The 26,560-nt window shown below is 40.0% G+C and carries 14 protein-coding genes; 10 read left to right on the top strand and 4 right to left on the bottom strand.

From position 1 onward, the window contains the following. Window positions 1-305 precede the first annotated feature (305 nt). Complete coding sequence (gene smrA, locus AADY36_RS05280; protein ID WP_054561916.1) at window positions 306-887, top strand: DNA endonuclease SmrA; 582 nt, start codon at window positions 306-308, stop codon at window positions 885-887. A 62-nt stretch (window positions 888-949) separates the two neighbouring features. Here the strand turns inward: smrA and AADY36_RS05275 are convergent, their stop codons facing one another. Together AADY36_RS05275 and AADY36_RS05270 are read right to left on the bottom strand one after the other, a co-directional pair. After that, complete coding sequence (locus AADY36_RS05275; protein WP_258535966.1) at window positions 950-1,084, bottom strand: hypothetical protein; 135 nt, start codon at window positions 1,082-1,084, stop codon at window positions 950-952. Window positions 1,085-1,181: 97 nt separating this feature from the next. Continuing rightward, window positions 1,182-2,102: a 2-hydroxyacid dehydrogenase gene (locus AADY36_RS05270; RefSeq protein ID WP_239963897.1), complete on the bottom strand. Its 921-nt coding sequence runs from the start codon at window positions 2,100-2,102 to the stop codon at window positions 1,182-1,184. A gap of 123 nt (window positions 2,103-2,225) precedes the next feature. Between AADY36_RS05270 and AADY36_RS05265 the strand changes: the two genes are divergently transcribed. Then, the gene (locus AADY36_RS05265; RefSeq protein WP_055198365.1) at window positions 2,226-3,944 is read left to right on the top strand and encodes a lysophospholipid acyltransferase family protein; all 1,719 of its coding nucleotides are present in this window, start codon (window positions 2,226-2,228) and stop codon (window positions 3,942-3,944) included. Between the two features lie 51 nt (window positions 3,945-3,995). On the opposite strand, the gene dapE is transcribed toward AADY36_RS05265, so the two are convergent. Beyond that, on the bottom strand, window positions 3,996-5,174 hold the full coding sequence (dapE, locus tag AADY36_RS05260) for a succinyl-diaminopimelate desuccinylase (protein ID WP_342408625.1): 1,179 nt from the start codon (window positions 5,172-5,174) through the stop codon (window positions 3,996-3,998). 70 nt (window positions 5,175-5,244) lie between these two features. Continuing rightward, complete coding sequence (locus AADY36_RS05255; RefSeq protein WP_239963801.1) at window positions 5,245-6,663, bottom strand: MATE family efflux transporter; 1,419 nt, start codon at window positions 6,661-6,663, stop codon at window positions 5,245-5,247. A gap of 235 nt (window positions 6,664-6,898) precedes the next feature. Here AADY36_RS05255 and AADY36_RS05250 point away from each other — a divergent pair, with 235 nt between their 5' ends. The 8 genes from AADY36_RS05250 (at window position 6,899) to AADY36_RS05215 (ending at window position 26,426) form a co-directional block, all read left to right on the top strand. After that, on the top strand, window positions 6,899-7,552 hold the full coding sequence (locus AADY36_RS05250) for an OmpW/AlkL family protein (protein ID WP_054561921.1): 654 nt from the start codon (window positions 6,899-6,901) through the stop codon (window positions 7,550-7,552). Between the two features lie 333 nt (window positions 7,553-7,885). Beyond that, window positions 7,886-10,099 (top strand): CapA family protein, encoded by a 2,214-nt coding sequence (locus AADY36_RS05245; RefSeq protein ID WP_239963800.1) that lies wholly within the window; start codon window positions 7,886-7,888, stop codon window positions 10,097-10,099. 9 nt (window positions 10,100-10,108) lie between these two features. Then, window positions 10,109-12,001: a hypothetical protein gene (locus tag AADY36_RS05240; RefSeq protein WP_239963799.1), complete on the top strand. Its 1,893-nt coding sequence runs from the start codon at window positions 10,109-10,111 to the stop codon at window positions 11,999-12,001. Further along, on the top strand, window positions 12,001-15,114 hold the full coding sequence (locus AADY36_RS05235) for a poly-gamma-glutamate biosynthesis protein PgsC/CapC (protein WP_285220843.1): 3,114 nt from the start codon (window positions 12,001-12,003) through the stop codon (window positions 15,112-15,114). The genes AADY36_RS05240 and AADY36_RS05235 overlap by 1 nt, the downstream gene beginning before the upstream one ends. Then, window positions 15,101-17,365, top strand: a complete 2,265-nt coding sequence (locus AADY36_RS05230) for a hypothetical protein (protein ID WP_239963797.1) — start codon at window positions 15,101-15,103, stop codon at window positions 17,363-17,365. Before AADY36_RS05235 ends, AADY36_RS05230 begins: the two co-directional genes overlap by 14 nt. Next, a complete protein-coding gene (locus AADY36_RS05225; RefSeq protein ID WP_274167342.1) occupies window positions 17,355-18,098 on the top strand; it encodes a hypothetical protein in 744 nt (247 codons plus the stop codon). Before AADY36_RS05230 ends, AADY36_RS05225 begins: the two co-directional genes overlap by 11 nt. Continuing rightward, complete coding sequence (locus AADY36_RS05220) at window positions 18,083-22,357, top strand: hypothetical protein (protein ID WP_342408624.1); 4,275 nt, start codon at window positions 18,083-18,085, stop codon at window positions 22,355-22,357. The genes AADY36_RS05225 and AADY36_RS05220 overlap by 16 nt, the downstream gene beginning before the upstream one ends. Then, window positions 22,347-26,426, top strand: a complete 4,080-nt coding sequence (locus AADY36_RS05215) for a poly-gamma-glutamate synthase PgsB (RefSeq protein WP_342408623.1) — start codon at window positions 22,347-22,349, stop codon at window positions 26,424-26,426. Before AADY36_RS05220 ends, AADY36_RS05215 begins: the two co-directional genes overlap by 11 nt. Window positions 26,427-26,560 lie beyond the last annotated feature (134 nt).

Raw genomic sequence — 26,560 nt, 5'->3', positions numbered from 1 at the left:
AGATACCATTAATGGCGTATATATACCCAAGCCACCTCAAGATGCAGAATTCAGCGTTTCACAGGTGCTTAATATCAAGGCGTTACTTTGCAAGAATGGTGGTCCCTTTTAAGAAGTAACAACGATGAGAGTAAGTGCCTGTGAAACGCCCAGAGGGTTGGTTTAAAAGCGATTTATACTGCGTTATTGATTTTAACAATAGAACCACTATTATTTGCAATCAATGCCTTGCCTAAATCGCTTTTAATTCCAACTGAAACTCGCATCTTGAGGTGGTTTGGGTATAGATAATTTGGAGGTACCTTATGTCATTAAACGACTTCGACTTATTTCTCTCATCAATGGAAGACGTAAAACCTCTTAAGCATGACACTGTTCAATTTGATTCTACGAAACAGGGCCCTTCTTTAGCGCAACAAGAAAAACGTAAAGCAGCTGAGTGTGATTTAGCAATTGATGAAAACTATTTACGTACTGAATTCGTTGAGCTATTAGATCCTCATGCCATATTGGCATTTAAAAAAGATGGCGTACAAGGCCAAGTATATAAAAATCTGCGCTTAGCTAAATATCAACTCGATGCCACGCTTGATTTGCATGGCCAGCCTCTTCAACGAGCGCGCAGTACGCTTTTTAATTTTATTGATGACTGCCATAAACGAAATATTCGTGTCGTACTAATTCGCCATGGTATTGGTATCAAAAATAAATCACAGCCGGGTATTTTAAAGAGCTATACCAATAAGTGGCTGCAAGAAATTCCAGCGGTTTTAGCCTTTCATAGCGCCCTTAAGCATCATGGTGGTAGCGGTGCGACGTATGTGATGATTAAAAAGTCAGACGAGAAGAAACACGAGAACAGAGAAATCCATTCAAAAAGAAGTTAATAGAATAAGTGATTGAAGTGCAGCATAAAAACATGCTGCACATATTAACTGTGATTGGTTGGTTATGATTGGCTTACTTCAATAGCCTGAGCTGGCTGCTCCGACGCATTCGCTTGATTAAACCATGCTGAAACACCAAGAACGATTACTGACACTACGACTAGACTAAATTTAGCTCCACCTTGATTAGATTTCATAACGCCTCTTTTTTATTGTTGTTTTTTTATTGAGCAACAACAGAATAGCAAAGTTACAGATGTTAACAAGCTGTACATTAAACTAATTTGTAATGTGTCAATAACCTTTTGTTCTATCAACCTGATTTATTAGATTTTTACCTTCAATTAACCTTTTGACATTACCCGCAATTTGCAAAGTCACAGTCTCTAAATCTGACAATGCAGCACAGTGAGGTGTTAAGGTCACCTTTTCATGAGACCAGTAAGCATGCGACTTAGGTAAAGGCTCTTCGCTAAACACATCAAGGGTAGCGCCGCGTAATTGCTCACTATCAAGTGCTTCAAGCAAATCTTCATCGACAACATGCTTGCCTCTGGCAACATTAATAAGCACCGCATGATTTTGCAATTTACTTAGCAGTGATTTGTTAATGATACCCTGAGTGTGTTGGTTAAGTGGCAACAAGCACACGAGATAATCAATTTGACCAAGCATGTCATCTAATCCCTGCTGTGTGTAATAGGTACTTACTTCAGCATCGTGTTTTTCACTATTAGACCAAGCACTCACTCTAAAGCCATTTGCGAGTAACCGCTTAGCACAGACTTTACCTAGTTCACCATAACCCAAAATACCCACATGTTGATGTGAATACGCTCGCTTTGGCTTCCAAGTACAGCCTGATTGTTTTAAATAATATTCTTTGAGTCTCAGCTTGTGTGCCAACACATGGGTCAGCACGTACTCTGCCATATCATTTGCAAGATTATCATCAACAATTCTAACAACGGGGACGTGCGCCGCTATCTTCGTTAAGTCGATGCTATCAACGCCAGCCCCAAATGAAGAAACCGCTTTTAAATTTACCAGCTTAGGCCATAAGTCAGCAGGGGCATTCCAAGCCAGTACAAACTCAACGGCTTGGTAATCAGTGCATTCAGACCAAAGCTGCACGTCAACCTCTGGTAATAACGCTTGTAATCGGGCAATTAATTGGCTGCAATCTCGGCCTGTTACAGCTACAAGTAAAATCATTGTCTTCTCCATTTTGCCTCGTACTCGAAGCGCTCTTTAAAAAGTCACACAACTGCAACCTAACTGTCACAGCGAACTCTTACCCTAACCTCATCGCTGAATGCGTTTATGTTTGAGGTTTGTATGATCAGTGTTGATAAAGTAATAGAAGCAAATTTACCACAGTTAGAAAATTCACCAAAAGTAAAAGGCTTAGTAAAGAAAGGTTTGGGTTATTTATTACACGAGCAAGAGTTTGTTGCCTTTGGTGATGCATACCCACACTTACAAGGACTTGAGTTTGTAGAGCAAGTACTTGATGAGCTAGACTTTGACACGCGCTACAAGCCAAAGCAGATGGAACATATTCCTAGTGAAGGTAATGTCGTTATTGTCGCTAACCACCCTATCGGTTCTCTTGATGCATTAGCGCTAATAAAAGTCTTATCAAGTGTTCGCCCTGACTTAAAAGTCGTTGCAAACCGCATGCTGATGTCAATCACTCCGATGCATTCATTACTTCTTCCCGTTGACAACCTCTCTGGTACAAGCAAAAAGAAAGAGCTTGCTAATATCCAACAGCATTTAAAATCAGACGGTGCGTTATTAATCTTTCCTGCAGGAGAGGTGTCACGCTTAAGTCCAACGGGCATTAAAGACTGTAAATGGAATACTGGCTTTTTACGTATGGCGAAAAAGGCCAACGCACCTATTTTGCCTATTTACATCAAAGCGAAAAACAGCCCGTTATTCTACGGCACCTCAATGATCTACAAACCCTTAGCCAGTTTGTTATTAGTCAAAGAGATGTTTAAACAACGACAAAAATCATTAGAGTTTGAAATTGGCGCGTCCATCCCGCCTGAGTCATATTTAATCGAGAATTTAAAAGACAAAGAAATAGCTCAGCTGATAAGAAAGCAGTTGTATCGACTTATCACAAAAAAACCTCTGCCGTTAAAAACGCAAACCCCTATTGCCAGTCCAGAAGCAACGAAAGACCTAAAAAAAGCCATTGAAGAATGTGAGTTATTAGGTGAAACCTCTGATGGTATGAAAATTTACTTATATCAATACTGTGGTAGCTCACCGATTTTCCGTGAACTGGGGCGACTGCGTGAAATTGCGTTTCGGGCAGTCGGTGAAGGCAGTGGCAAACGCCGAGATATAGATAAATACGACATGGATTATCAACACCTTGTGCTGTGGGATGCTAAGCAACTTGAACTAGTCGGCGCATACCGACTTGCCTGCGCACAAGACATTATAGAAAAACATGGCCGTAAAGGTTTATATACCGATAGCCTATTTAGCTACAGCGATGATATTGCGCCTTATTTTGAAAAGGGCATTGAGCTTGGTCGCAGCTTTGTGCAACCCAAGTACTGGGGCAGAAAGAGCTTAGATTATTTATGGTTCGGCATTGGCGCATTTGTGAACCGCTACCCGCAATACCGCTATTTGTTTGGCGCAGTTAGCGTATCTAACGCACTCCCCGAGCAAGCTAAATCACTACTCGTTCATTATTACCAGCATTATTATGGTGCTAAACAAGTGTTAGCTATCCCCAATAATGAATATCGCCATACCGAATCACAAAAAGAACAATGTGCTCAGCTATTTGCTGGGGATGATATTAAAGAAGACTTTGTTGAACTTAAGCATGTACTTGCCAATATCGGCGCGCAAGTCCCAACCCTATTTAAACAATACACCGAGCTTTGCGAACCTGGTGGCGTACAATTTTTAAGTTTTAGCATCGACCCTGAGTTTAATAACTGCATCGATGGTTTAGTGCTTGTCGACCTAGATAAAGTGAAAGCGAGTAAAGCCAAACGATACTTAGGACAGACACGCGAATAGTCGTTATAAAATAGCTAAAAAAAGTCGGCACGCTCGCCGACTTTTTTCTTTTTAATTAAAGGTATTTCTAAGCGCAGCTAAATATATTTGCTCAATAGTTTTTAAATCTGTGATAGGAACATGCTCATTAACTTGATGAATGGTATGGTTTCGCACTCCACATTCAATCACTTGCGTGTGCTCATTAGCAAAAAAGCGACCATCTGATGTGCCACCACTAGTACTAAGCATCGGAAAGCTGCCAGTGATTTCATGCACGGCTTGTTCAAGCTGCTGCAATAAGCAATTGCTTGCTTGATGCAGGGTATAAAATGATTCACACGGGCGTTCCCAAACAAGCGTTAGCTGTGATGCTAGATCTGCCAATGCAAACTGAATTTCTTCTTTAACGTCTTTACTTTTATAGCCATGACTATAACGTACGTTAAACGTGAGCTCACATTGAGCAGGAACAAGATTATCGACCACATTGGCAATATTAATTCCGGTCACTTGCAGTGTTGTAGCCGAACTAGCTTCATCTTTGTGCCAACTAATTGCCGTTAGGCGCTTCACAACCTCTGCACTTAAATGCGCTGCGTTTATGGTGTTTTCTGGATAAGCAACATGCCCAGCTTTACCTTGAATAGATAATCGAGCAGACAAAGCGCCTCTTCTGCCATTTTTAATGGTATCACCCACATGCAAATGACTCGTCGGCTCGCCTACTAGGCAACCATCAAGCACAACACCTTGTTTGGCTAGACGCTCAGCAATCAGTAAAGAGCCGTATTCAGCCTCGCCCTCTTCATCTGAGGTAATTAACCAGTAAAATGTGCCGCGTTTATTGCTATTTTGCGCTAAAAAACGTTTTGTTGCGCAAAGCATAGCAGCAACGCCGCCTTTCATGTCTGCTGCGCCACGGCCATAGATATTGCCATCGACTATCTCACCACTAAAAGGATCAACTCGCCAATCACCTTCTGCAGTAGGGACCACATCAATATGACCAGAAAAAGCAACGATAGGGCCATCACCAAAGGTGATTTTAGCAATTAAATTAGTAACATGATTAAAGCTAAATACTTCACAGTCAAAGCCGAGCTGGCTTAAATTACTTTCAAGCCAATCAATTGCACCAGCTTGAGCAGGCGTTACCGATTTAAATCGGATCAAGGTTTGTAATGTTTCTACCACGTCAGACTGCACTACTGAGCGCGTTGCTAACTCTGCATTTGATATCAAACTCATAATAACCCTAGTCAGTTAGAAAGCTTAGGTTATTACAACGAGAGATTATGACCGCAGTGTGAAACTTAAATTAATGATTTCCTTCTTCAATGAGGGTTTCTTGGGTTACCTTGGCAATATCTTTGTCTTCTTTGGTTAATTGTGTTCGCTGCCAACGACCAGCTGCGAACCAAAGATAAGTAATAATAGCCACAAGTACATTAGTAATAGCAAACGAATACCATATGCCCTGTGGTCCAAGTGAAGTATGCTTTGACAAAATATACGCGGTAGGAAATTGAATAACGCATTGCGAAAGCAGTGACACAACCATAGCATTGAGCATGTTTCCTGAAGCCCTAAATGCAGCAACCACACAAAGCTGCACGCCTATTCCGCCCCAAGTTAAACACATAACGCGAATGAACTCTGCGCCACCAGCAATCACAGACTCATCATCAGGAATGAAAAAAGCCACAAAGTATTCAGCAAACAGATAAGCAACAACGCCCACTAATGTTAGCCCTAGTAATCCCCAAAGCGAGGCTAAACGTGTTATTTGTGCTGCACGCTGTGGATTTCTTGCCCCCATGTTTTGACCAACCAAGGTTGAAACAGCCATTGAAAGACCCATTGCAGGGATCATCACCATTTGTAAAATATTAGAACCAACACCATAAGAGGCAATGGTGTGCGTACCAAAGCTGGCAACCAAAAACGACATAATGATTAAGCCAAAGGCTCTCGCAGAAAGTTCAACCGAGCCAGGAGCCCCTAAAAAGAAGGCTTGTTTCATATATTGCCAGTCTGGTTTAAAGCTAGAGAGTTTAAGTTGGATGCCGTGGCGGCCTCGCAAAAACACCCATACCCCGATTGCAGCCGCTAAGCTTTGCGTGATTAGTGTGGCTAGTGCAGCCCCCATTACGCCAAATCCAGCAAAGTCACCAAAACCAAAAATCAGTAAAGGGTCGAGCACAAAATTGAGTAATACAGTAGCGCTTACAATATAAAGCGGTACCTTGGTTTGCCCTATGCCACGCATTAAGGCTTGAAACATGGCATAAATAAATACAAACACAACGCCAATAAAAGATACATGCATAAATTTAAGCGCATCACCAAACACTTGATCTTCAACACCTAATAAAGTCAAAAAGTAAGGAGAAAGCACATAGCCTATTAAACCAAGTATGGTTGCGGTAATTGTCACCATTAACATAGTTTGGGCAGCAACATGGTTTACCTGATCTTGCTGACCAGCTCCCATGTATTGAGCGGATAAAATAGCGCCCGCCATTGCCAAACCAGAGCCAATAGCAATCACCAAAAAGGTAACGGGCATACTGACAGAAACGGCAGCCACTTGTTCTGCCCCTAAGCGCCCTACCCAAAATGCATCGGTCAACTGATAAGCAGACTGCAAAATATTGATTAAGATGATCGGGATACCTAATTTAAGTAACGCTTTTGAAATCGAGCCATGAAGAAATAAGTGCTGAGGATCAGCCATGAAAAACACCTAATTAAGCAAATAACCCTGTTAGTTTACCAGCCGCAACTGAATATAGAGTCAATAAGAGTCAATCTTTTTTTTGCTGTACCTGTTTAAAAACTTAATCTAAATCAATAAATGGCTTCACTTAGTTCAAACATTTTTGAAACTTTGATCTAGAACAGGTTTTGTCCGCTTCAAGTTAGTAATAATAGCCTCAACCAAATAAGACAAGTAGTTCGCGGAGAACAACATGAAAACTAAATTAAGCATTGCATTACTTACTTCACTATTAGCACTCTCTCCTGTTGCAAACGCAAACTTAAGCGTGAACGTAGGTGCAATTAATGTAAACCCTGATAACGACAGCTCAAAAATCAATGAAGCACCAACGTTAGGTCTACGTGCAGATGATGATACTCAGCTAGGTATTACTGTAGATTATGCGCTTGATGACAATTGGGTAATTGAATTAGTAGCAGCAACACCTTTTAGTCATGATGTTCAAGGTGCAGGTGGTTTAGCAGGTAACAAAATTGCGAAAATCAAACATTTACCACCAACACTTTTAGCGCAGTACCACTTCTTAGACTCAACTTATAAGTTCCGTCCATTTGTGGGTGTAGGCGTAAACTATACTGTTTTCTTTGATGAAGAGCCTTCAGCTGCACTAAAAGCAACACTAGGCACTGACGATGTAGAAGTTAAACTAGATGATTCATTTGGCTTTGCAGCTCAAGCTGGTTTTAACTACATGATGAGTGAAAACTGGGGCCTTCATGGCATGGTTTCACTAATCGACATCGATACAGATGCAACTGTTTATGCTGACGGCGCAAAAGCGTTAACTTCAACTGTAGAAATCGACCCAGTTGTTGCTATGTTCGGTGTTAAATACAAATTCTAACTTTCATTTTGTGAAAGCCCATACGCACAAAAAGGCCATTTATTGGCCTTTTTTATTTCCATTCATCTCCTAATACCAAATTGCTATTTGTCTAAATTTTAAGACAAATTCTGTCAACCAATAAATTTGAACTACACTTAAAACTTAAGCTACACCTTTATCATTGGTTATTAAGTCACCAGTACAAAATATCATCGAAACTATGCCCAAGAGCATGCAATATCTGAATTTTCAGAGCTGGTCAATTGTTGTCCCTATTAGCCAGCAATTATAAAATAACCATAATAATTTTGACGTATAGAATGTAAATTGTGTGATAACGAGGGGCGTTAGTTGAAAATATTTTTTAATTCTTTAGTTCTGCTTACGTGTCTTAATTTAACTGCATGTAAAGTAAAAGACCCGAACGAAGATAAACCAGATGAGCAAACGCAGGTCACAATCAGCGATCGCGAAAAGCTGCTTGCTGGTAGTGCAAATATTTCTTTTACGATCACCGATGAAAATCAAACACCACTAAGCAATATCAGTGTTACCTTAGCTGGGCAAAGCTATCAGTCTGATAGCGATGGTACTATAAGTGTTAGTAACCTTGCTTATGGCAATCATGCGATTATGGTTGAGCAAACGGGATATTTTCCGCGTGCAAGTATTGTCGTTAATCAACCAGACTCATCGACAACTACAGTCCAACTCCAAACTAAAGCATCGAGCAGTAAAAGCCTCTTATTTGCTGGCGATACCATGTTTGGCCGTCGTTATTTAGATCCCAATTTAAAAACCATGGGCACGTCTATTCCCGATGTAACTGATGCCTTGATCCATCCAGGTACAGCCGGGGCAGACAGTATTGCAATTACTGCTGATGTCGCAGCCCTATTTGAAAATGCTGACTTTGCATCAGTTAACCTAGAATCGCCAGTGACGACTAATCCAGCAACCGTCCATCCAACCAAAGAGTTCAGCTTTTTTAGTCTACCAGACTCACTGCAAGGGCTAACCGAGATAGGCATAGATTATGTTGGTCTTGGTAATAACCATATCTACGATTACTTGCAATCCGGCTTAGAAGATACCCTTATTGAAGTAAGCAATGCTGGCTTACTACATAGCGGTGCAGGACTTGATGAAACCCAAGCAATGACCACAGTGAGTAAAACACTTGAAGATGTAACGCTCGTGCTTTTTGCCGCCACTTCAATCACAGGGACAGAACACGAATACAGCTACATTGCTGATACTGAAAAAGGCGGGGCTGCAAATTTAACCGACTCGGATACAGTTAAATCTTCACTAGAAGAACAGGATTCTTCACAATTTATCATTGCCCAAATGCACGGAGGTGATGAATACACCTATTCTCCTTCAAGCTATATTGGCAGCCGGTTTGAAGCATTATCAAAGCAAAATACAGATCTCCTTATTGCTCACCACCCCCATGTAGCGCAAGGCTTTGCTGTCTATAACGATATTCCTGCTGTACTCGGTCTTGGTAATTTCGTATTTGACCAACCTCGCCTTGATACCTTACTCGGTGTTGCTGTGATGATCGATTTAAACACAGAAACGCAAACCGTCAACCGGGCTTTTGCTTATCCTATTTTTGTTGAAGATTATAAACCACGCTTTACAACAGGTTTTTTAACTCACTACTTATTAAGACGCCTTGCTGAGTTTTCTGATGACAATATCACTTTAATTCCTCGTGATAATTATGGTGAAGTCTATTTTAGTCAAAATCAGGCAACAAAGAGCACGACAGACGTCACTATTGAGGTAAATAGCAATAGTGACATTATTGACTTGCGACAATACGCCCCTTCATCAGCCGCATTCGTATCTGAGATCGAAGTAACCAGTGGCGAACTCAGTAGTATGGTCTTTGGCCGCGACATAATGGTGTTTGGTGATTTTGAAGATTGGGATAACGACAGCGAGGCGTTTGAAGTAAGCCGCTGGGATCACACCAGTGACAGCGTTTTTCCATGTACAGACCAACCTTATGCTGGCATTCAAGCACTTTGCTCAAGTCGTGACGAGTTCGATAATACGCCATCGATAATACCGTTTAGACATACAATGCGAGTGATGGAATTAACAGATGAAAATGGCGATCCACTTCTGAGTAAAGACTTCTCATTTTATGGTTATTTACAATCAGAAAATGGTGGAAAAATTGATGCTCTATTAAGTTATACAACCGAAATAGACGATCTTACTTTTTCACAACATAAAATAGATGTAAGTGAAGGCGGTGACCAAGCATGGCATGCATTTAGTCATGACTTTAGTTTACCGTCAGATGAGTTCACTTTAGGACCAAAAGAACTTCCACCAAGAGGTGTGAAACTGCAATTTAGACATTATGCACCAAGTACAGGTGAAGCAATCTCTCGCTTAGATAATGTTGCACTAATTAGCTGGCAAAATGCTATCAGCTTAGATAATGGACTATGGCAAACCGAGAAAATGCACGGTTTTGACTTTTTAAAAATCTCAGCAAGTGATGATACGAGTGTAAAAATTACGTTCACATTACTTGATTAAGGAGGAGATGTGTCTGCTGTTCAACAATTGTTGCGTTTAAAAAACTTGCGCGCATTTTGGCTTACTTTAAGCTTATTTTGTGTGGTCTTGTTAAGTAATATGTTCAACCTCTTTCAGGCGAGCAATGCTTTTTTCTATCAAAATTTAGAGTCACTAAGCCACACTCAACAAACTAATGTTGTACTTATTACCAGCGACCGCTTAACAGACAACCACCAGCAACTCGTTGAAAAATTGGTTGAATATCAACCTCGCGCGATTGTAGTGCTGGCTAATGAAACATTAGTCGCACCAAAACTAGAAAATGTCTATTACCCATACGCTGAGGGAGAATATTGCGTACCACAAATTGATAATTGGGCTACTTACCAAATGCGCATTCCTCAATCAAATGAGCTTGAATGCAAAAGTATTTGGCAGCAGATATTTAATTATGATTCAGAACACGTTCAACTTATTGACTTTGATTTAGCTGTCACTGCGCTGCCAAAATTTAGTGCTGAACGGGTGCTAAATGTTGACGTAATGAGTGAGCAACTTGAAAATAAGATTATTATCATTGGTCAAAAAGCGGCCGCTTTTAATGTCTTTATTCACGCCCCAAAAGTCGACGGCTTAAATGATCCTTTATTACTGATAGCCTATCTCGCTGACAGTATTGATAAACAAACAACTGTAAAACAACTAAATAGCTTACTGACTATTTTTATTGAGCTTGCGCTTGTTTTTGTACTGCTTTTTAGCTTTCAAAAACTGTCGCTCATATATTCTTTTATTATTGCCTTAAATAGCGTGCTGCTATGGTGCTTATTGGGCTATTTTTTCATAGAATTTAATCAACTTTTCATCCCAATCGGACAATACATAGTATTGACATTTATCACCTTATTTTGGGTAATTGTTGTTCGAAAGATGTCTGAAGATAACGAGCTGAACACTGTTGTGAACAATATTCAGCAAAAAATGATGGGCCGTTTTATCCCACAAAGCTTTATTGAGCAAGCCTCGCCGTGGGATCCAATCATTCAATTAATTAGCCAGCAGCTAGACTTAGAAAAATCAATATTCCTTGCCCGAAAAGAAGATGATCATCGTGTTGTTGAAATTCGTGCGATAAATTGTAATTTAGATGATATTCAAGAGATGCGTCGTGATTACAAGCGCACTCCTTACAGCAAAGCGTTAAAATCATTAGGGGTTGTACAAATTACCCGCCCCTTCTTTACACATATTAAAGAAGGTGAAATCGAATTTATGGCGCCCTTGGTTTATGCCGGTGACGTCCGCGGCTTTTGGGCACTATCTGTTATCCCTAACAAATACTTCAATCAGCAAGCGTTTGAAAAAAACGTCAATAAATTCGCAGCTCAAGTTGCTGAATTGCTTTTCCATTATCATATATTTAAAACGACTCAAGCGAGTAACAATAGCTTATTAAATCAATTACTAACCTTAAAGCTACATGAGCCGATTAGTGAGCAAGTTAAACAATCTATTAATGAAATGGAGCAAAAGCTAACAACCTTAGAAATGGTATTTAATCATACCCGCTCTGCCACTGTTTTATTTAATTTGTTTGGTCAAGTAATTCAAACAAACGCATCCCTTGAACAATTTGCCAAGCAGCACCAACTTGCGATTTTTGAAATGACGGCACTAGACCTACTTTGCAAGAGCTGTGATTTAGACGCTGAAATTGCTAAAGGGAAATTGCGTTATATCACTCTAAACAAAGCAGAAGTAGCCTTACCAGCTAAGTTTGGCGAACAAGACTATACCTTAAATATTAAAGCCCTACACACTGACAGCTCACAAGCGGCATCCGGTGAGCCTTTTCAAGTATCAGGTATATTATTTGAATTTATCGATAACCATGTAGCTCGTAATGAGGGGCAAGGTTAATGGATTTTGTGTTAGCACTCTTCCCTGCAGGTAGTGGCCTTGGTCAATCTGTTATTACAACAGTTTGGGTAGGCACTGCAGTTGTATGCTTACTTAACTTGCGCTTCGGCTTTCCATTAACAGGCCTTGTAGTACCCGGTTATATCGTTCCTTTGTTAATAATTAGTCCGACCTCTGCGGCAGTTATTATCATTGAAGCTATTGTTGTATATGCCTTAATGCGTTTTAGCGCACATTATATGATGGAAAAATTTGGCTATAGCCAAATGTTTGGTCGTGATCGTTTTTTTGCCATCATATTGATAAGTATCCTAGTTCGAGTATGTATGGATACCTTGTTTTGGCCGTTAATTGCAAACCAATTAAGTCGCTGGGATATCACCTTTGATTATGCTTCACAGCTCTACTCTCTTGGCCTGATCATTATCGCTTTAACAGCTAATGTAATGTGGAACGGAGGCTTTAAATATGGCTTAAAAGTAACCTTTATTCAGTTACTTATTACCTTTATTCTCGTACGTTTTGTGCTCATGCCTTTCACAAACTTTAGTATTGCTAACTTGGGTATTATGTACGAAGCAGTAGCTGCGTCGATTATTGCGGCTCCCAAAGCCTATATCATCCTAGTTATTACCGCTTTTCTTGCCTCTCGGGCGAATATTAAGTACGGCTGGGAGTTTAACGGTATCATGCTACCAGCACTTCTTGCCCTTCAACTTACTCAACCGAGTAAATTACTAACTTCATTTGCTGAAACAGCCATTATTTTGGCCGTTGGCGGGGCACTTATTCATTTTACTAGGCTTAGACACGCCAATATTGAAGGTGCCAGATTATTGATGCTGTTCTTCACTATCGGCTTTATTTATAAACTGATTCTTAACTACATTGTGGTCTGGTATTTCCCTGCCATAAAAGTGACCGATACTTTCGCGTTTGGTTATATGTTAGCGACCTTACTTGCTTTAAAGATTTATCAAAAAAACGCCTTAGGTCTTGTCGTCAGAGCAACATTACAAACTTCGATAGTGGGTGGTGTACTTGCCATTATCGTTGGCTTTATTGTTATGCTAATTCCTTCGATACTATCTAAGCCGAACCTTAAACCCGAAACTGAAATTCAGCATGTTATTACGCTCAATCAGCAAGTTAGTCAGTATAAAAGTTACCTTTATACCAGTCGCAGTAATAAAGTTAGTGTAAGTAGTTATAAAGCAAATCAAGCCGTTGCTGAGTTTAAGTATGCTGTTTATCAGCTAAATAAGGCAATCATTAAACAGCAAGATATCGCTGAGCTCTCAGCTTTATTTTCTAGCATTGGCTTTTTACTGCAAGGTGATGAAAACTATATTTATCTGATTGATACAATTGAAGATAGGCAACGCGGACTGTTTGTTTTAAACAAACAACCTAAAACCCCTTTATTAGTCACCGTGCCATTTCCAATTACTGAAAGTTTAGCCAGTGATTCTGCGGCCCTGATTTTCGAACAGCTACAAAGTAAAGCTTTGGTATTTGGTACAAGTAAAACGCCACAAAAGACCTTAGCGAAAGAAAATCAACAAAGCCCATTTTATCAGGCGTTTATCTCTGCATTAGAAGGTACAGAGATATTGCAAATTCGAGAGGCCAACCGCCATACTGCTACTTTGCTTTCAGACAAAACAATACACGCAAACAGCCAATATTGGATCTATAACCAATTACCGAGCTCAGTAAGTCAACGCGAGTTACATGATTTTGTCGGCAGTGAAACAACCTCTTTTGGTACGGCAACGAGTAGCAGCCTACCTTCTTCAAGCTTTTCTGGTTCAATGTTCGAAATGTTTTTAGATGGTGATAATTACACCAATATTTTAGCCAGTATATACCGTGATAATTTCAATTACAGTAATCTACAGTTGAATGAATTAAATGAAGAAATTAATCAAATAGTTGATATTTATTCGACTCACATAAGCAAAAAAGGCAGTTTTGACTATCAACCACTTTCTAATAGTCAGGTCGCACTTTGGGAGTTTGAAGTCTTAACGCCACTTTACAAGCTGATTGCTCGCATTGGTAATGATGCGCTGACTGAAGATATGCTAAACCAGCTAAAACAAATTAATGGCACCGCACAGCTTTTGAGCTATCAATTAAGGCTTGTGAAGAACAACAGTGGCCGTTATTTACTGCTGAGCCCGCTAGATACTCCTGCTGCATTACAACAAGGCCAAGGCATATTCCTATTTAATTTGACCGAACACGAAGCAATTACCTTAAGTGTCCCTAGACCTTTATTTGAAAGTAATACGTTAAGCTTTGCCAGTGAGTTATTTGCTAAGTCGAATGCTGCTAACCTACTCGTTGCAGGGGCGCACCCTTATGCACATCCACAAGCAAATGTATTAGCTGCAGATAATGTTGATTCTTTATTCAATATTATTCACCAAAGCTTCTTACGTTTTACACAAAACCAGCCTAGTTTGAATATTCAAATTCGCAGCCATAGCGCACCTTCATGGATACGCCCAAATGCAATCGCATTCTCAACAACACAAATAAGCGATACAGCGATCCCATTAATGAAGCAAGTTGATAATGAACTCAACGCGTTAGGTGTCAATTATCAAACAGTCATGGGGCAACAAGCCACTCGCGGTCTCGAGATTGGTAGCTCTCCGCAATCCGGTTACCAGCAGTTTAATGCCAATAGTGAGCTGGCAACCTTGTGGCTCGCTTCAGACTTTAAACAACAGTTTTCGATGGATCAAAGTAGTGTGTTACAACGTTTATTAGCCATTTCGAGTAACTCTAAGGTTAAGGTAATAAACCTTGCCACTCTATCGCCATTTAACTGGCAACCGTTGGATGTTAACAAGAACCAACAGCTACAAACCCTTGTAAATAACTATGTCGCTAATCAGCGTCTCACATCGTTGCGAGATTTTTGCTTCCAAATCCCCGCTTGTAGTTTACAAACCATCAAGCTGGAACACCTTGATAAATTCGCACTAATGATAAAGCAGAATAATAACATCCTTGCGATCTATAACCCGACAAACAATCAACTGATTGATGTAAAAGCATTTAACCTGCTAATGGGAGGAGGTCAGCGTGTATTTAATTAAACGCTTATTCGCCCTATTACTTATTTTGACATTACTTTTAGCTATATTCTTTGCAGGGCGCAGCTTTTTAGTGTGGCTAGACTCAGCAGAGCCCGTGGATGCACGTAGCAATACCGAAACGCGATCTAATGTACAGTGGTTAAGTAGCGAAAAGCCACTGCGATTTACATTTTCTAATCAGCGAACTCATTCATTACGAATTCTCTCGAATGCCGTGTTTGACCAATCTGTGTTTCTTGAATTACCGGTCAATTACGCAATTAAATACGTTCTATATGACGATAAAGGTAATGTGATTTTAGATAAAATTTACCATCATGCTTCAAAACTAGTTAACAATAGTGAAGAACAACAGATCAAACAAATAATAGAGAATAAACAATCACTAAACGTTGCTTCTGGGCAGTCTTTTTATTTGCCAATCACTCATTATCCAAATGCCAAAAGCCTTGATTTAACGCTGATCCCAGAAGAAAAATCACTACAAGGCGTGGTTGTCCGTGTTCATGCAAAAACCCCTGAACAAAATATCGACCCACTCAACAGTTGGCTTAAACGCCCTCTAGAAAGGCGAAAACGTGCCACTGACTATTTAACTATGGGTGAAAACACGCTAACCAGCGCTGAAATTAGTAATGCGATGGCATTTTGGTGGCAAAAAATTGCACCTCAAGGGATCCCTGGTATCGACTTTAAATCTGACATTTTGTATGAAACGCTACCTTACAATGTCACTACTTATGACTTTAGCATGCAGCAGCATGACTTAGGCGCTTATTACACTGAACTTGGCCTCTGTGCCAGTATTAAACTTGATGTGACTGACAGCCTTATTTTCACCGTCAACTCAGAGCAGCTATTACCATCGCTAACTTGGTATGATAAGCATCAGTTCAAGGCGCCAATACCAATCAGTGTATCTCCAACCGATAGCAAAAATAGCTATAAGACAGAGCTTATTGATGCAGGCCTAGTCACCATTTGTAGTGAAGAGCCATTACTGACAAATTGGCGAACAGCGTCAAGCACACCAATTTTAACGAGTTATGCAGGCAGCTATTTGGTGAATGAATTTGCCAGTGTAGATTTTGATATAGAGCCAAATAGTAATCTCAATATTGACGTTCGTGCATTGCAAAGTAGTCAGCTTAACGTGGTTATTTATGATGAACGTAACCTAGCAATAGAAGATTACACCGTGACTTTAAAAGGTGAAGTGTCAGACTTCGACCGATTGATCACCGATACAACTCAAAGACAGCGTGTCGGTATGCTCAATAGTTACTATTTACGTACCCCAGATAATGCTCATCATCTGAAAATTAGCGCTGAAAAAGATGTCTACGTTCGATTAAAATCTCGGTTAGCAGATTTCAATTATCAACGAACAATTTCTCATCAATATCTACCCGAGCCAATCAATGGTTTTTACGATATTGCCGCTTGGTATGAACAGAGAGCTGCAAATCATTATGAGTTAACGCAGCTAGCACATTTTACTAATATCCGTACTTTTACTCCGCCGAAAGAGCCGGATTTAGTGACAACTTTTTATCAATCTAAAGAGCTCTTTGCAAAGCTGCCATTATCAAATGTCGCTTTAGTGCTAAGTCCTGATCGCTATTTTATGCCGAAGTTACCACCGCAGGTGTTTAACTTTGGCTTATATAACAAAAATAACTATTCACCTTATGACGATTCTGAGGACAATAGTTTAGTTTATCGCTTAACTAACAAAAGCAGCAAAGAAGTCGCGGTGTCTGAGCTATCGGTCGAGGCATTAAAGCAATTACAGTCACAGGCGAAAACTATTTACCAAAATTGGTATGGAGATCGTCCATGGATAAAGCAACGCATTTACCAACTTGATAAAAATACTCCTTTGACACTTGATTTCACAAAGCAACAGCGCCCTATGAGCTTAGTATTTAAAGTGTTTCGTGCAAATAGCAGCGAACCTGTAGAGTTATCGCTTACACAAAATGCCGACTACAAAGCAGGGCTGACCAGTGAATACAGCATCGCTAAACAACGCTTTATGCTAAATCAATCGGCATTACTCGATGCTTTTTTAATTCACCCAAAAAATAGTCAGTTAACAAGCTATCCTAGCGTTACTCAAACAATCACTAATGACATTGCTGAATTACATTCCCTAACACTGCAAACAACTGACACGGTGTGGGTTTCTATACTTGAGGAATATCCTTTGCAGGAGCAAAAAGTAAGGTGGTGGAACCATGAAAACTAAAATAATGATGATTATAGTTTGGCTCTTTGTATCTACATGCCACGCAACACCTAGTTTAAATGAGCTTACCTTGAGCTTAAAGTTATGGCTTGTTGATCAGCAACAGACTCCCACACACTTTAATGCCAACCAAGGTGCTCTATTTGCAAATGAATCTTTAAATTCCGGTGGTGAAATTCATTATAAACAACAAGGTGAAAAGTGCATTGCTTATGCACCACATCGCTTTTATGACAAACACACACATACTATTGCAAAGGCACTATACGCACACTGCCAAGTATTTTTAAGCAACACTAAACACCGCAACGACCGTGATGAGCATGGAGAACTTATTGACTTTGGTAAGTATAAACCAAGCGCGAGTAATGCCTTTATTCTTGCATACTCTGAACATGTTGAGTCATTTTCGATTTATCAGATCCATGGTTACGCAAAAGAAAAAAGGAAGACTCCTGAGGGTAAAAAAGCTGATGCAATTATAAGTAATGGTCATGCAATACCTAGCAAGCGGACGATTGCAATCACAGCCTGTTTAAATGAACAGCTAGATATTACAGCTATGGTTTATGGCCTTGATGTTAAAGAACTTGGAGGCACCACCAATATTCTTGCATCGCTGGCTCCTAACAACAGTCAGTTTTTCCATATCGAGTTAAGTCGCCAGTTGCGTGAGCGATTAGTTTCTAATAACCAGCTATTTAAGTTGTTTAACCAATGCCTTATTTCATAATTGCTATTATTTTACTGCTGCTTTCAATGCAGCCTGCATACGCTGTTGATACAAATAGAGGTGTTCTTGAGCCCGCAATTTGGCTGCAAACCTCGCCAAAGCTCGCGCCCTATACCACCAGCCAAGATATGAACTTTAGTGCCAAGCAACATCGCTATCTTTGGCTTCCTAAAGGACATTGGCTAGACATTGACCCTGAGCTTCTTAATAAATTCATTATTAGTGCGGGGAATACCCAATACATACAACAACGCCTACAAGTGCATCGCGATTTATTATGCGATACGAAGCGATGCCAACTCCCCGCTATGGGCCATAACCGAATTGTCGCCATCCAAAATCATCTAGATGAGGGTGCCACGTTCAGCGCTATGATTGGTCATATACCACAAAATGTAGATAGCTTTAGACGAGCCTTGTCGCTTGCTAAGCCCTCAGTTGTAACTAAAAACCGCAATGGCAGTGATCGTTATTATCAACTAAGCAAAGATGACGAAGTCACCTTGTTTTTCTCGGCAGCAAAAAAGCTTAAATTATCTGTTCGCCAAAATATGCAACAGCCTGATGAAAAAGGTGTTGTTTATGCGTATGTCGATAAACAATTGGTTGCTAAAATCAATACCATTAATGGCCAAGCATTAGAATATAAAGAACAGTCGTTAGGCCTTGAAAATACTGAGTACCTAGCCATCGCTGCCGGACAATACTTAACGATAAAAAGTAAAACCGATGCATTTATCAAACTGGAGCAAAGTCACCGCGCAATTTATGACGATGATGCTGCAGAAAAAGAACAAGAAAAGTTACTGTTACCCTACTGGTATCAAATCGCTGATGATGCCATTACAGCAGTTTATCGCGACCACTCATTGCAAGTGTTTAGTGATGATGTATTTAAAGCAAATAACTCACTTGCCCTAAAACGCCGTACCAACTTGCTATCTATGATGACTGGGCAATCTCAGCTTAAGGGTAGTTATCGCACTTTGAACCCAGTTGAGTCTCAAAATAGTATGGTTACTGAACTCGTTGAGCAACGCTTAGTAGACGATCAGTTTTATCCACGTATAAATCAACAGCTCCGCCTTATAGCCACTTTAAGCCAATCTGCACAGCTATTTGATTTATCTAGTGAAAAACGTGCAACACCTTGGTTAACTTTAATTGCAAGGAGCACTAAAGACAGCCAATTGAAACTATCTGCAGGTGAAAATAGTTGGTTAGTAAACCTAAAAGCAACAAATGACTTTCAAACATTATTTATCTCTGTGCCACTGAGCAGTCAGTCATTAACAATTCAAAGCTTAAGTAGTCAATCAAATAAAGTTGAGTTTGCGCTCTATGCAAGAACGCTTGCTGATCTGCCCAGCGACGAAGTGATATATCAACAAGCAGTTAATGCTAAGAATATAAGCCCTGCGATATCAAAACTGATTGCAGATGACCTACACAAACAACATGCTGATTATTTAGGGGCTATCGAGCCCTACGCGCCAGCACGTAAAAACGTCTCTGCATTTAATGCCGAACAATCATTATTAACAGCGAAAGATTTAGCTAGTAGCGCCCCTCTCGATGCCTTAGCATTTTTAAAACCTCTGACCCAAAATGCGAATACAACAATTGCTATACAAGCTTGGCAACTTAGAGTCGCAATTTTACGTAAACAGCAACAGTTCCACTTAGCCAATAGTTATTTAGAAGGCCTATACAAAAGTACACAGCAATTAGAGCTGAAGCAATTTGCAGCAAAAGCCTTGATTGATAGTTATCAAACAGAACGTCAAGATATTAAACTATTTGCACTGTGTGCAGGTAACTTAACAAGCATAAATGAGTGCCCGCCAGTTTTGATTAATTTAGCGGTAAAACAGCAAAAACATCGTTTGGCTGCGTGGCTGGCTCACTCATCAACTGTGCCAACTAAAGTGTCTGAAAGCTTTAAAGCGCTTAACTATCAAACTCTCAGTGCCCCTCCCTTCATTGATGAAGCGCGTTATTTAGTAAAAGCTGGTATGCAAGAAACCTTTATTAACAGCCAGAGGAAATATCAAAATACTATCATCACAAAAACAATGCCATGGCACTTTACAGCCCAAACACCTATTAATTTAGTTATTAAGGCTCGCACAGCAGCCAAGCAGAACGGTGAGTATCAAACCGCTTGGCTTATGGCTGAGAGTCAATATCAGCATAAACTCATGCCTATTTTTAGTGATATACCCGCAACTACTTTGTTTGTTAAAAACCAACAAGCGGCCTCAATTGCAGCCACACTAGTAATTCGCCTTAAAGCTGGTGAAGCGCTAAAAATAACAGCTGACCATACGAGTTATCTTGATGTGAGCTTCATTCCAGACTCTTTATTTAGTCAGTTCGATTATGTGTCTGACGCCGCAAATAAATCCCCATCAAATGATATTATGTCGCTTATCTACTCTGCAGACGCTACACAAGCCGAACTTTTATTAAATGGGCTTTATTTACTTAGTAAAAAGCGTCTTACCAATAACCAATACACACAACTTCTTCAGCGCTTAGAAACCTTAGGTGCGGATTCTAAGTCGACCTTTTTACAAAACAGAATAGAAAGTTATGGTCAATGGCAGCCATTAGATAGTTTGCTCGACTTTGCTGGTACGCGATTATTTGACATGCAAAGTACAGCACAAAGTAGCTTTGCAGATCGTTTTACATTGCTTAATACACAGGCAGGCTCCAATAAAGGCATACTGCTGCGCCCATTCCACACATTAAACATTGATTTAGCACAAACTGAAGGGCAACAAATACGCTTTAAATTTAACTTTTCTACTGCTGAATTGGCTCGTGCAAATGTTGCTAACCTGTCATTACAATTAGCAAATGATCAAAAGATCTGGTCAGTCACAGAGCAGCAAAGCATTCCTTTCACATTTAGCAAACGTGAATTGGATAACAACATCATTTCTGTCAGGTGGCTGAACCCGTACCTATCGCAGCATCTAACAATTGAAGCTGAACAATATGTTACAGGTCGCTGGCAACACCTAGAGCTGCCGACAACGTTACTCTTTTACACAGTGACACCTGATACGCCTTTAATGGCCAAATTACCTGCTGACAGACTTATTAAGTTAGAACAGATGAATGAATTTAAGCGAACAGAAAGACGTTTCTTCCACCCTGCGGGTAAGGTTGAAGTGACTGCAGATAAATTACAATACGTTCGTTTGTATAGCTGGCAGCTAAGTGAGCAAAGCAATAAAATTTCACCTTACTCACAGGCAAAAACCCTGTTGCCAGAACTGGTCACTTATCAAGCGCCAGAAAAGCCCTCTATTATCAATGAGCAGATAAACCTAAATAGTGACGAATTAAATTGGCAGGGATTTATTCGCTACGATCAACAAACAATTTTCCAAAGTGCCGAAGATATACCTGCCCGTGAAGAAATAGATATAGGTGCCCGCTTACGCCTCAATGATGATAACCACTGGTATCAATTAGAGGGTTATTACTCTATGAGCGATAGCCAGGCTGATATTTTTGCCCTAAATGGTTACCATTCTTGGCAAGATGAAAACAGCCCATGGTATATCGACACGCAAATCAACTCACGTTGGCAGCCAAGCCATGATAGTTTTGACTTACAGTATGCATTAGATGCAAGTATCAGTATTGGTCAGTCTTGGCAGCGCGATACTGTGCACCGTCACCAATGGCAAGTAACGCCTTACATTCGCTATAACAGCGCAGACCTTGATGATTACTTAGCAGATGAGCAACTAAACTCGAGCGTTTTCAACTTCTACCGTGAAAATCATGCATCTGGCTGGTTGAGTTATTACCAGTACCGTTATCAACCTTGGGTTGATAACTACCTTAATTTTGGTGTTTCCTCTGGTTCTAACGATGACTGGATAAGCCTAGACTACTTACGTTTCAACTCAAGTTGGAACCAATATTATCGTGGCCACATTTTTCAAGTTGGTTTAGATAGCTACTATCGCTTTGCCGATGAGCATAGAGCTACAGCCACATGGCAATACATCACTCGCTTTGCGTGGCAAAAACAAGTCAATTTAGGCAGTTTTACAAATGGCTGGCTGAAACTAAGCTGGCAGCAAGACTGGGTCTGGAACAATCATAATATTAGTCTCGAGTTTTCATCAGGTAATAACCAGCACACCGGCTTTGCACCTTTTGCTCATGATGAAATTATTTTCCCTGCACTTCAACTTAACCATTTGCTAGAGCACAGTGATTATGAGCAGTAAACAACTTAAACAACGCCTAGAAACCTTGCTATTTGCTGATATAGCTAGTTTTTGGCTAGACTTATACCGTCAGAAGTATCATGAGCTTGTTGATGAGTTAAGCCAATGGGAGCTGATAAAAAATCAACCTGACGATGACGATGAAGATGACTGGCTTTTATTACAAGCGATTGCTTTCCTTACTCACAAGATTGAAACCTTGCAGAATCAGTTGCTTAAACTTGATACCGACCATCGCCGTTTTGTAGAGCGCTTAAGCCATGCAGAGTTAAAAGCAGAGCGTGAGTTTCACATTCTTGATTACGCATACATTTTAGGGGCAGACCGACTGCAGCTAAAAAAAGATCAAGAGGCTTTTCAGCGCTGGTTTGATGAAGGTGCGATGATTAATCGCTATCAAGATAAAACCTCTGAGCTTGAACAATCACTGAAATTTTTAATTGGTAAACTTGGGGATTTAGCGAATCGCTATTTACGTAGCCACGCTGACGAAATTGCGCAATCATGGCTGACTCTAAATTTAGAAAGCTATTTCTTGTCGTTATTAGAAAAAACTGACAATGAAGCCATTCGCAACTCAATTTTTCGCGCTTTGGCAAATCAAGTGCAGCTAATAAGTGAATATGTAGATGATCCTGAGTTTAATGCCGAATTAGTAGAAAACTTACTACAGTCTCTTGAAAAAATAACAACCCCGCATGCTGCAAAAGTCGATATCCTAGAAATTTTAATTAATTTAAGGCCAACATTCACACGCTACTATATGCGCTCTCATATTGATTTAGAGCTACCTGAAAATGAGCAAATTGACCGAAGGCAGTTATTTTTACTCAGTGCCTTTGCTGGCATCCTTAGCAAACAGCTTAACCTCAGTGAGGTTAACATTAAACTATTATTATTACTCGCCAAACATCGCTACCCAAGAGTAAGGCAAAGTGTCTATGAGCAATGTGCTGTGTTGCCATGGCCATGCTCGCAACAGCTTATTTTAGAAGGCTTACAAAATGAGACTCAACAGGCTGTTAGGTTAACTCTGATTAAGCAATTAGCCGATCCACGTTTCAGTGAGCATCAGCAAGGATTCAAAGTTTGGCAACAACAATTAATAGCAACGGCTAGCTTTGCTGAAAAGCGCTTATTACTCGAGTTAAGTCCTCGCATTATGTTTAACCTACAAGTGGATTGCCATACAGAGCAGCAAGCTAATAGTTTATTTAAATCATTTGTGGAATTTTTAAATCAGTGCCTAGAAGATGAGCCAAGTCTCGCTATTCGCCGCATTATCAGCCGTGTACGGGAACAACTTGTCAGCTTTGTGCACCAGCAGCAAGTAGCACAACTTGAAGTTGACCTGAGCGCCCACAAAAATCTAGATTTAGCTGATTGGAATGAGCAGTTACTCGGCAGGTTATTAAGTAATCAAGCGCAAAATTATGAAGCCTACAATGTCAGTGCGCGAAAGAAATCATGGCAAGTACAATATGGCTACAAGCGAGGCTTTCGTTTTTGGCGACTTTGGCATGAATTCAAAACGCCGAGTACTGATAAACGCCAGAGTTTTAACCACTTGCATGCAAGAAAACCAAGTGCATTTATGCATGTACCTAGTAGTACAGTGGCTGAAATTAGTCAAACAGAAGTCCCTGGCGAACCACGCTTTGATGAACAGCAATTTAGTGCTCGTGAACACTTGCCATTACTCGACTTTCTTTTGAGCAGCCTTTCTCAAGACAACCTAAAAACGCCAGCAAAAACCTATACACCGGATGGTATTCTCATAGTGACCCCACCGAAGAGCCTATTTAAAAGGCTTTACTGCTATAGCTGGATATCGTTTAACTATGAAAAATTAAACGAACTGAGAAATGGCTCAGAAGTTGAACAAAAACAGTTTTTAGAGATATTAAAAAGTAAAGGGTTTACACTTGATTTTCAGCCGTATGGTAGCGTACTTGATACAAACTTCCCGGTAGAAACAAGTATCAGTAGGTTATATAACAAACTCGCAATTACACCATTTCTGTTTAATCTATGGTCAAGCTTTAAAGAGTATGCGTATTCAATTTACCAAAATAGCATAGGCCAGCTTATATTCTTTGTGCTCAGCTTTATTGCCTACTTTTGGGCAAGGCATTTGAAAATTAGTCGTCAAATAAAGTCTGACAGAGCACACATTCCGGTTTCAATTGGTGGTTGGGGAACGCGAGGAAAGTCAGGAACTGAGCGTTTAAAAGCTGCACTTTTTAGTAGCCTCACGTTAAAAGTTGTTAGTAAAACCACAGGCTGTGAAGCGACCATGATCTATGCCAGAGCCAGTGGTGAACAGTTCGAAATCCCTCTATTTAGACCCTTTGATAAAGCCAGTATTTGGGAACAAAGTGACGTTTTACACTTTGCCAAAAATGTTAATGCGGATGTTTTTTTATGGGAATGCATGGGCTTAACCCCGCGTTATGTCAGAATTTTGCGCAACTGGATGCAAGATAGCTTTTCAACTATCACTAACGCCTATCCGGATCATGAAGACATTTTAGGACCAACAGGTATCGATGTTGCTAATGAAACAAGCCATTTTATTGGTGAAAACAGCTTAGTATTCACCAGCGAGCAAAACATGGCCCCTATACTTGAGACGAATGCGAAGCAAAAGAATTCAAATTTAATTCAGGTGCATTGGGCTGACGGCCTACAAATTACCGAAGATATTCGAGCTCTTTATCCATATCAAGAGCACCCTGCAAATATTGCTTTAGTTTGTAAAATGGCCAAACACATCGGCCTCAGCAAAGATTATGTATTTAAAGAAACCTCTGCGCGAATTATTCCTGATATCGGCGTATTACAACAGTTTCCTAGGGCACCAATAGGTTCTATAGAGCAGTCTTTTGTAAATAGTATGTCGGCAAATGAGCGCTTAGCAACGCTTGAGAATTGGCGCAGACTCAGCCTTTATGAGCTCAATGATTGCCCTAAGACACAAGTCATTGCATTAATTAATAATCGTAATGATCGTGTCGCTCGCTCGAAAGTATTCGCTAATATTTTGAGCCATGACTTAAGGTTTGAGCGAATTGTAGTGATAGGTACTAATGTAGATGGCTTTTATAGTTATTTTATTAATGCATTAACAGAGCGAATTGATAAGCTCATTGAAAATAAAGATATTGAAGAACTTGAAAGCCTATTGGTACAACTGAACTTATTTACTGCAGAGCAGCTCCATGCCCGCTTTGTCAATGCATATGGGCAAACCAATGCAGATAAATTAATGTCGCTGAGTGAAGGGACACTCAATAAAGCCTGCGTAAAAGAAATTCTCGGAGATATTTTAGACTCACAAGTAGGTGTTATTTTGAGTTATTTCCGCCACCACTTTCAACGAAATGCGCTTGCTGCTTTACAAGAAAACATAGCTGAAAATGCAAATGAAATAAAAGAGCGCCTATTAACTATTACTAAGTCTAAAATAACAGTCCATGAAAATAGTAACTTATCTGCCGATGAACTTACTATTTCAACCGCCGATTTAGCTCTGCCAAATACACATCAGGTTATTGTAGGCATGCAAAACATAAAAGGTGCGGGTTTAAACTACGTGTACGCATGGCAACAGTGGCAGAAAATACATCAAACCATTCGCCACTTATTTACTGAACAGTGTTCACCTAAAGAGTTTCGTACCGCACTTACAAACTTAAATATGATTGTTTCGTTCAATCTCATTGAAATAGACTATATGAAACAACATTTAGCAACTTTAAAGAAAACTCACCTTGCGCAAAATGAGTTTTGCCAGGCTGAAATATCTAGCCTGTTAGAAAAACTTGAAGAAGATGAATCAAACCAGAAGCAGGAGCAACAACAAGCCTTACTTGTGAAATACTTCAATCAACTAATTGAATCATTTTTAGATGCCGGTGCTGCAGTAAAACGGAAAAAGCGCGCAAACCAAATTTATCGCGATATTGCAGATCAGCGTATCACTTTAGAAAAAGCGATTAAGCTACTCGGTAAACTTAGTCGCAATCAAAAGTCTGGATGGTTCGCGAACAAGTCAAATCAAGACTAACTTTATGGTTAGACCCAAGACCAAACCCTAATACTTACGGGTTTGGTTTTTTTGAGCTATAAAAAAATCTTGAAAAATCAGAAATTTCCGATCAAAAAACAAGCTTTTACAAATCATAACGTTAAACGATTAAA

Source organism: Pseudoalteromonas sp. D15MCD-2 (genome assembly GCF_038562745.1).
Lineage (GTDB): Bacteria > Pseudomonadota > Gammaproteobacteria > Enterobacterales > Alteromonadaceae > Pseudoalteromonas.
The sequence above is the reverse complement of the archived record's forward strand: the minus strand, read 5'-3'. Positions and strand labels throughout refer to the sequence as shown.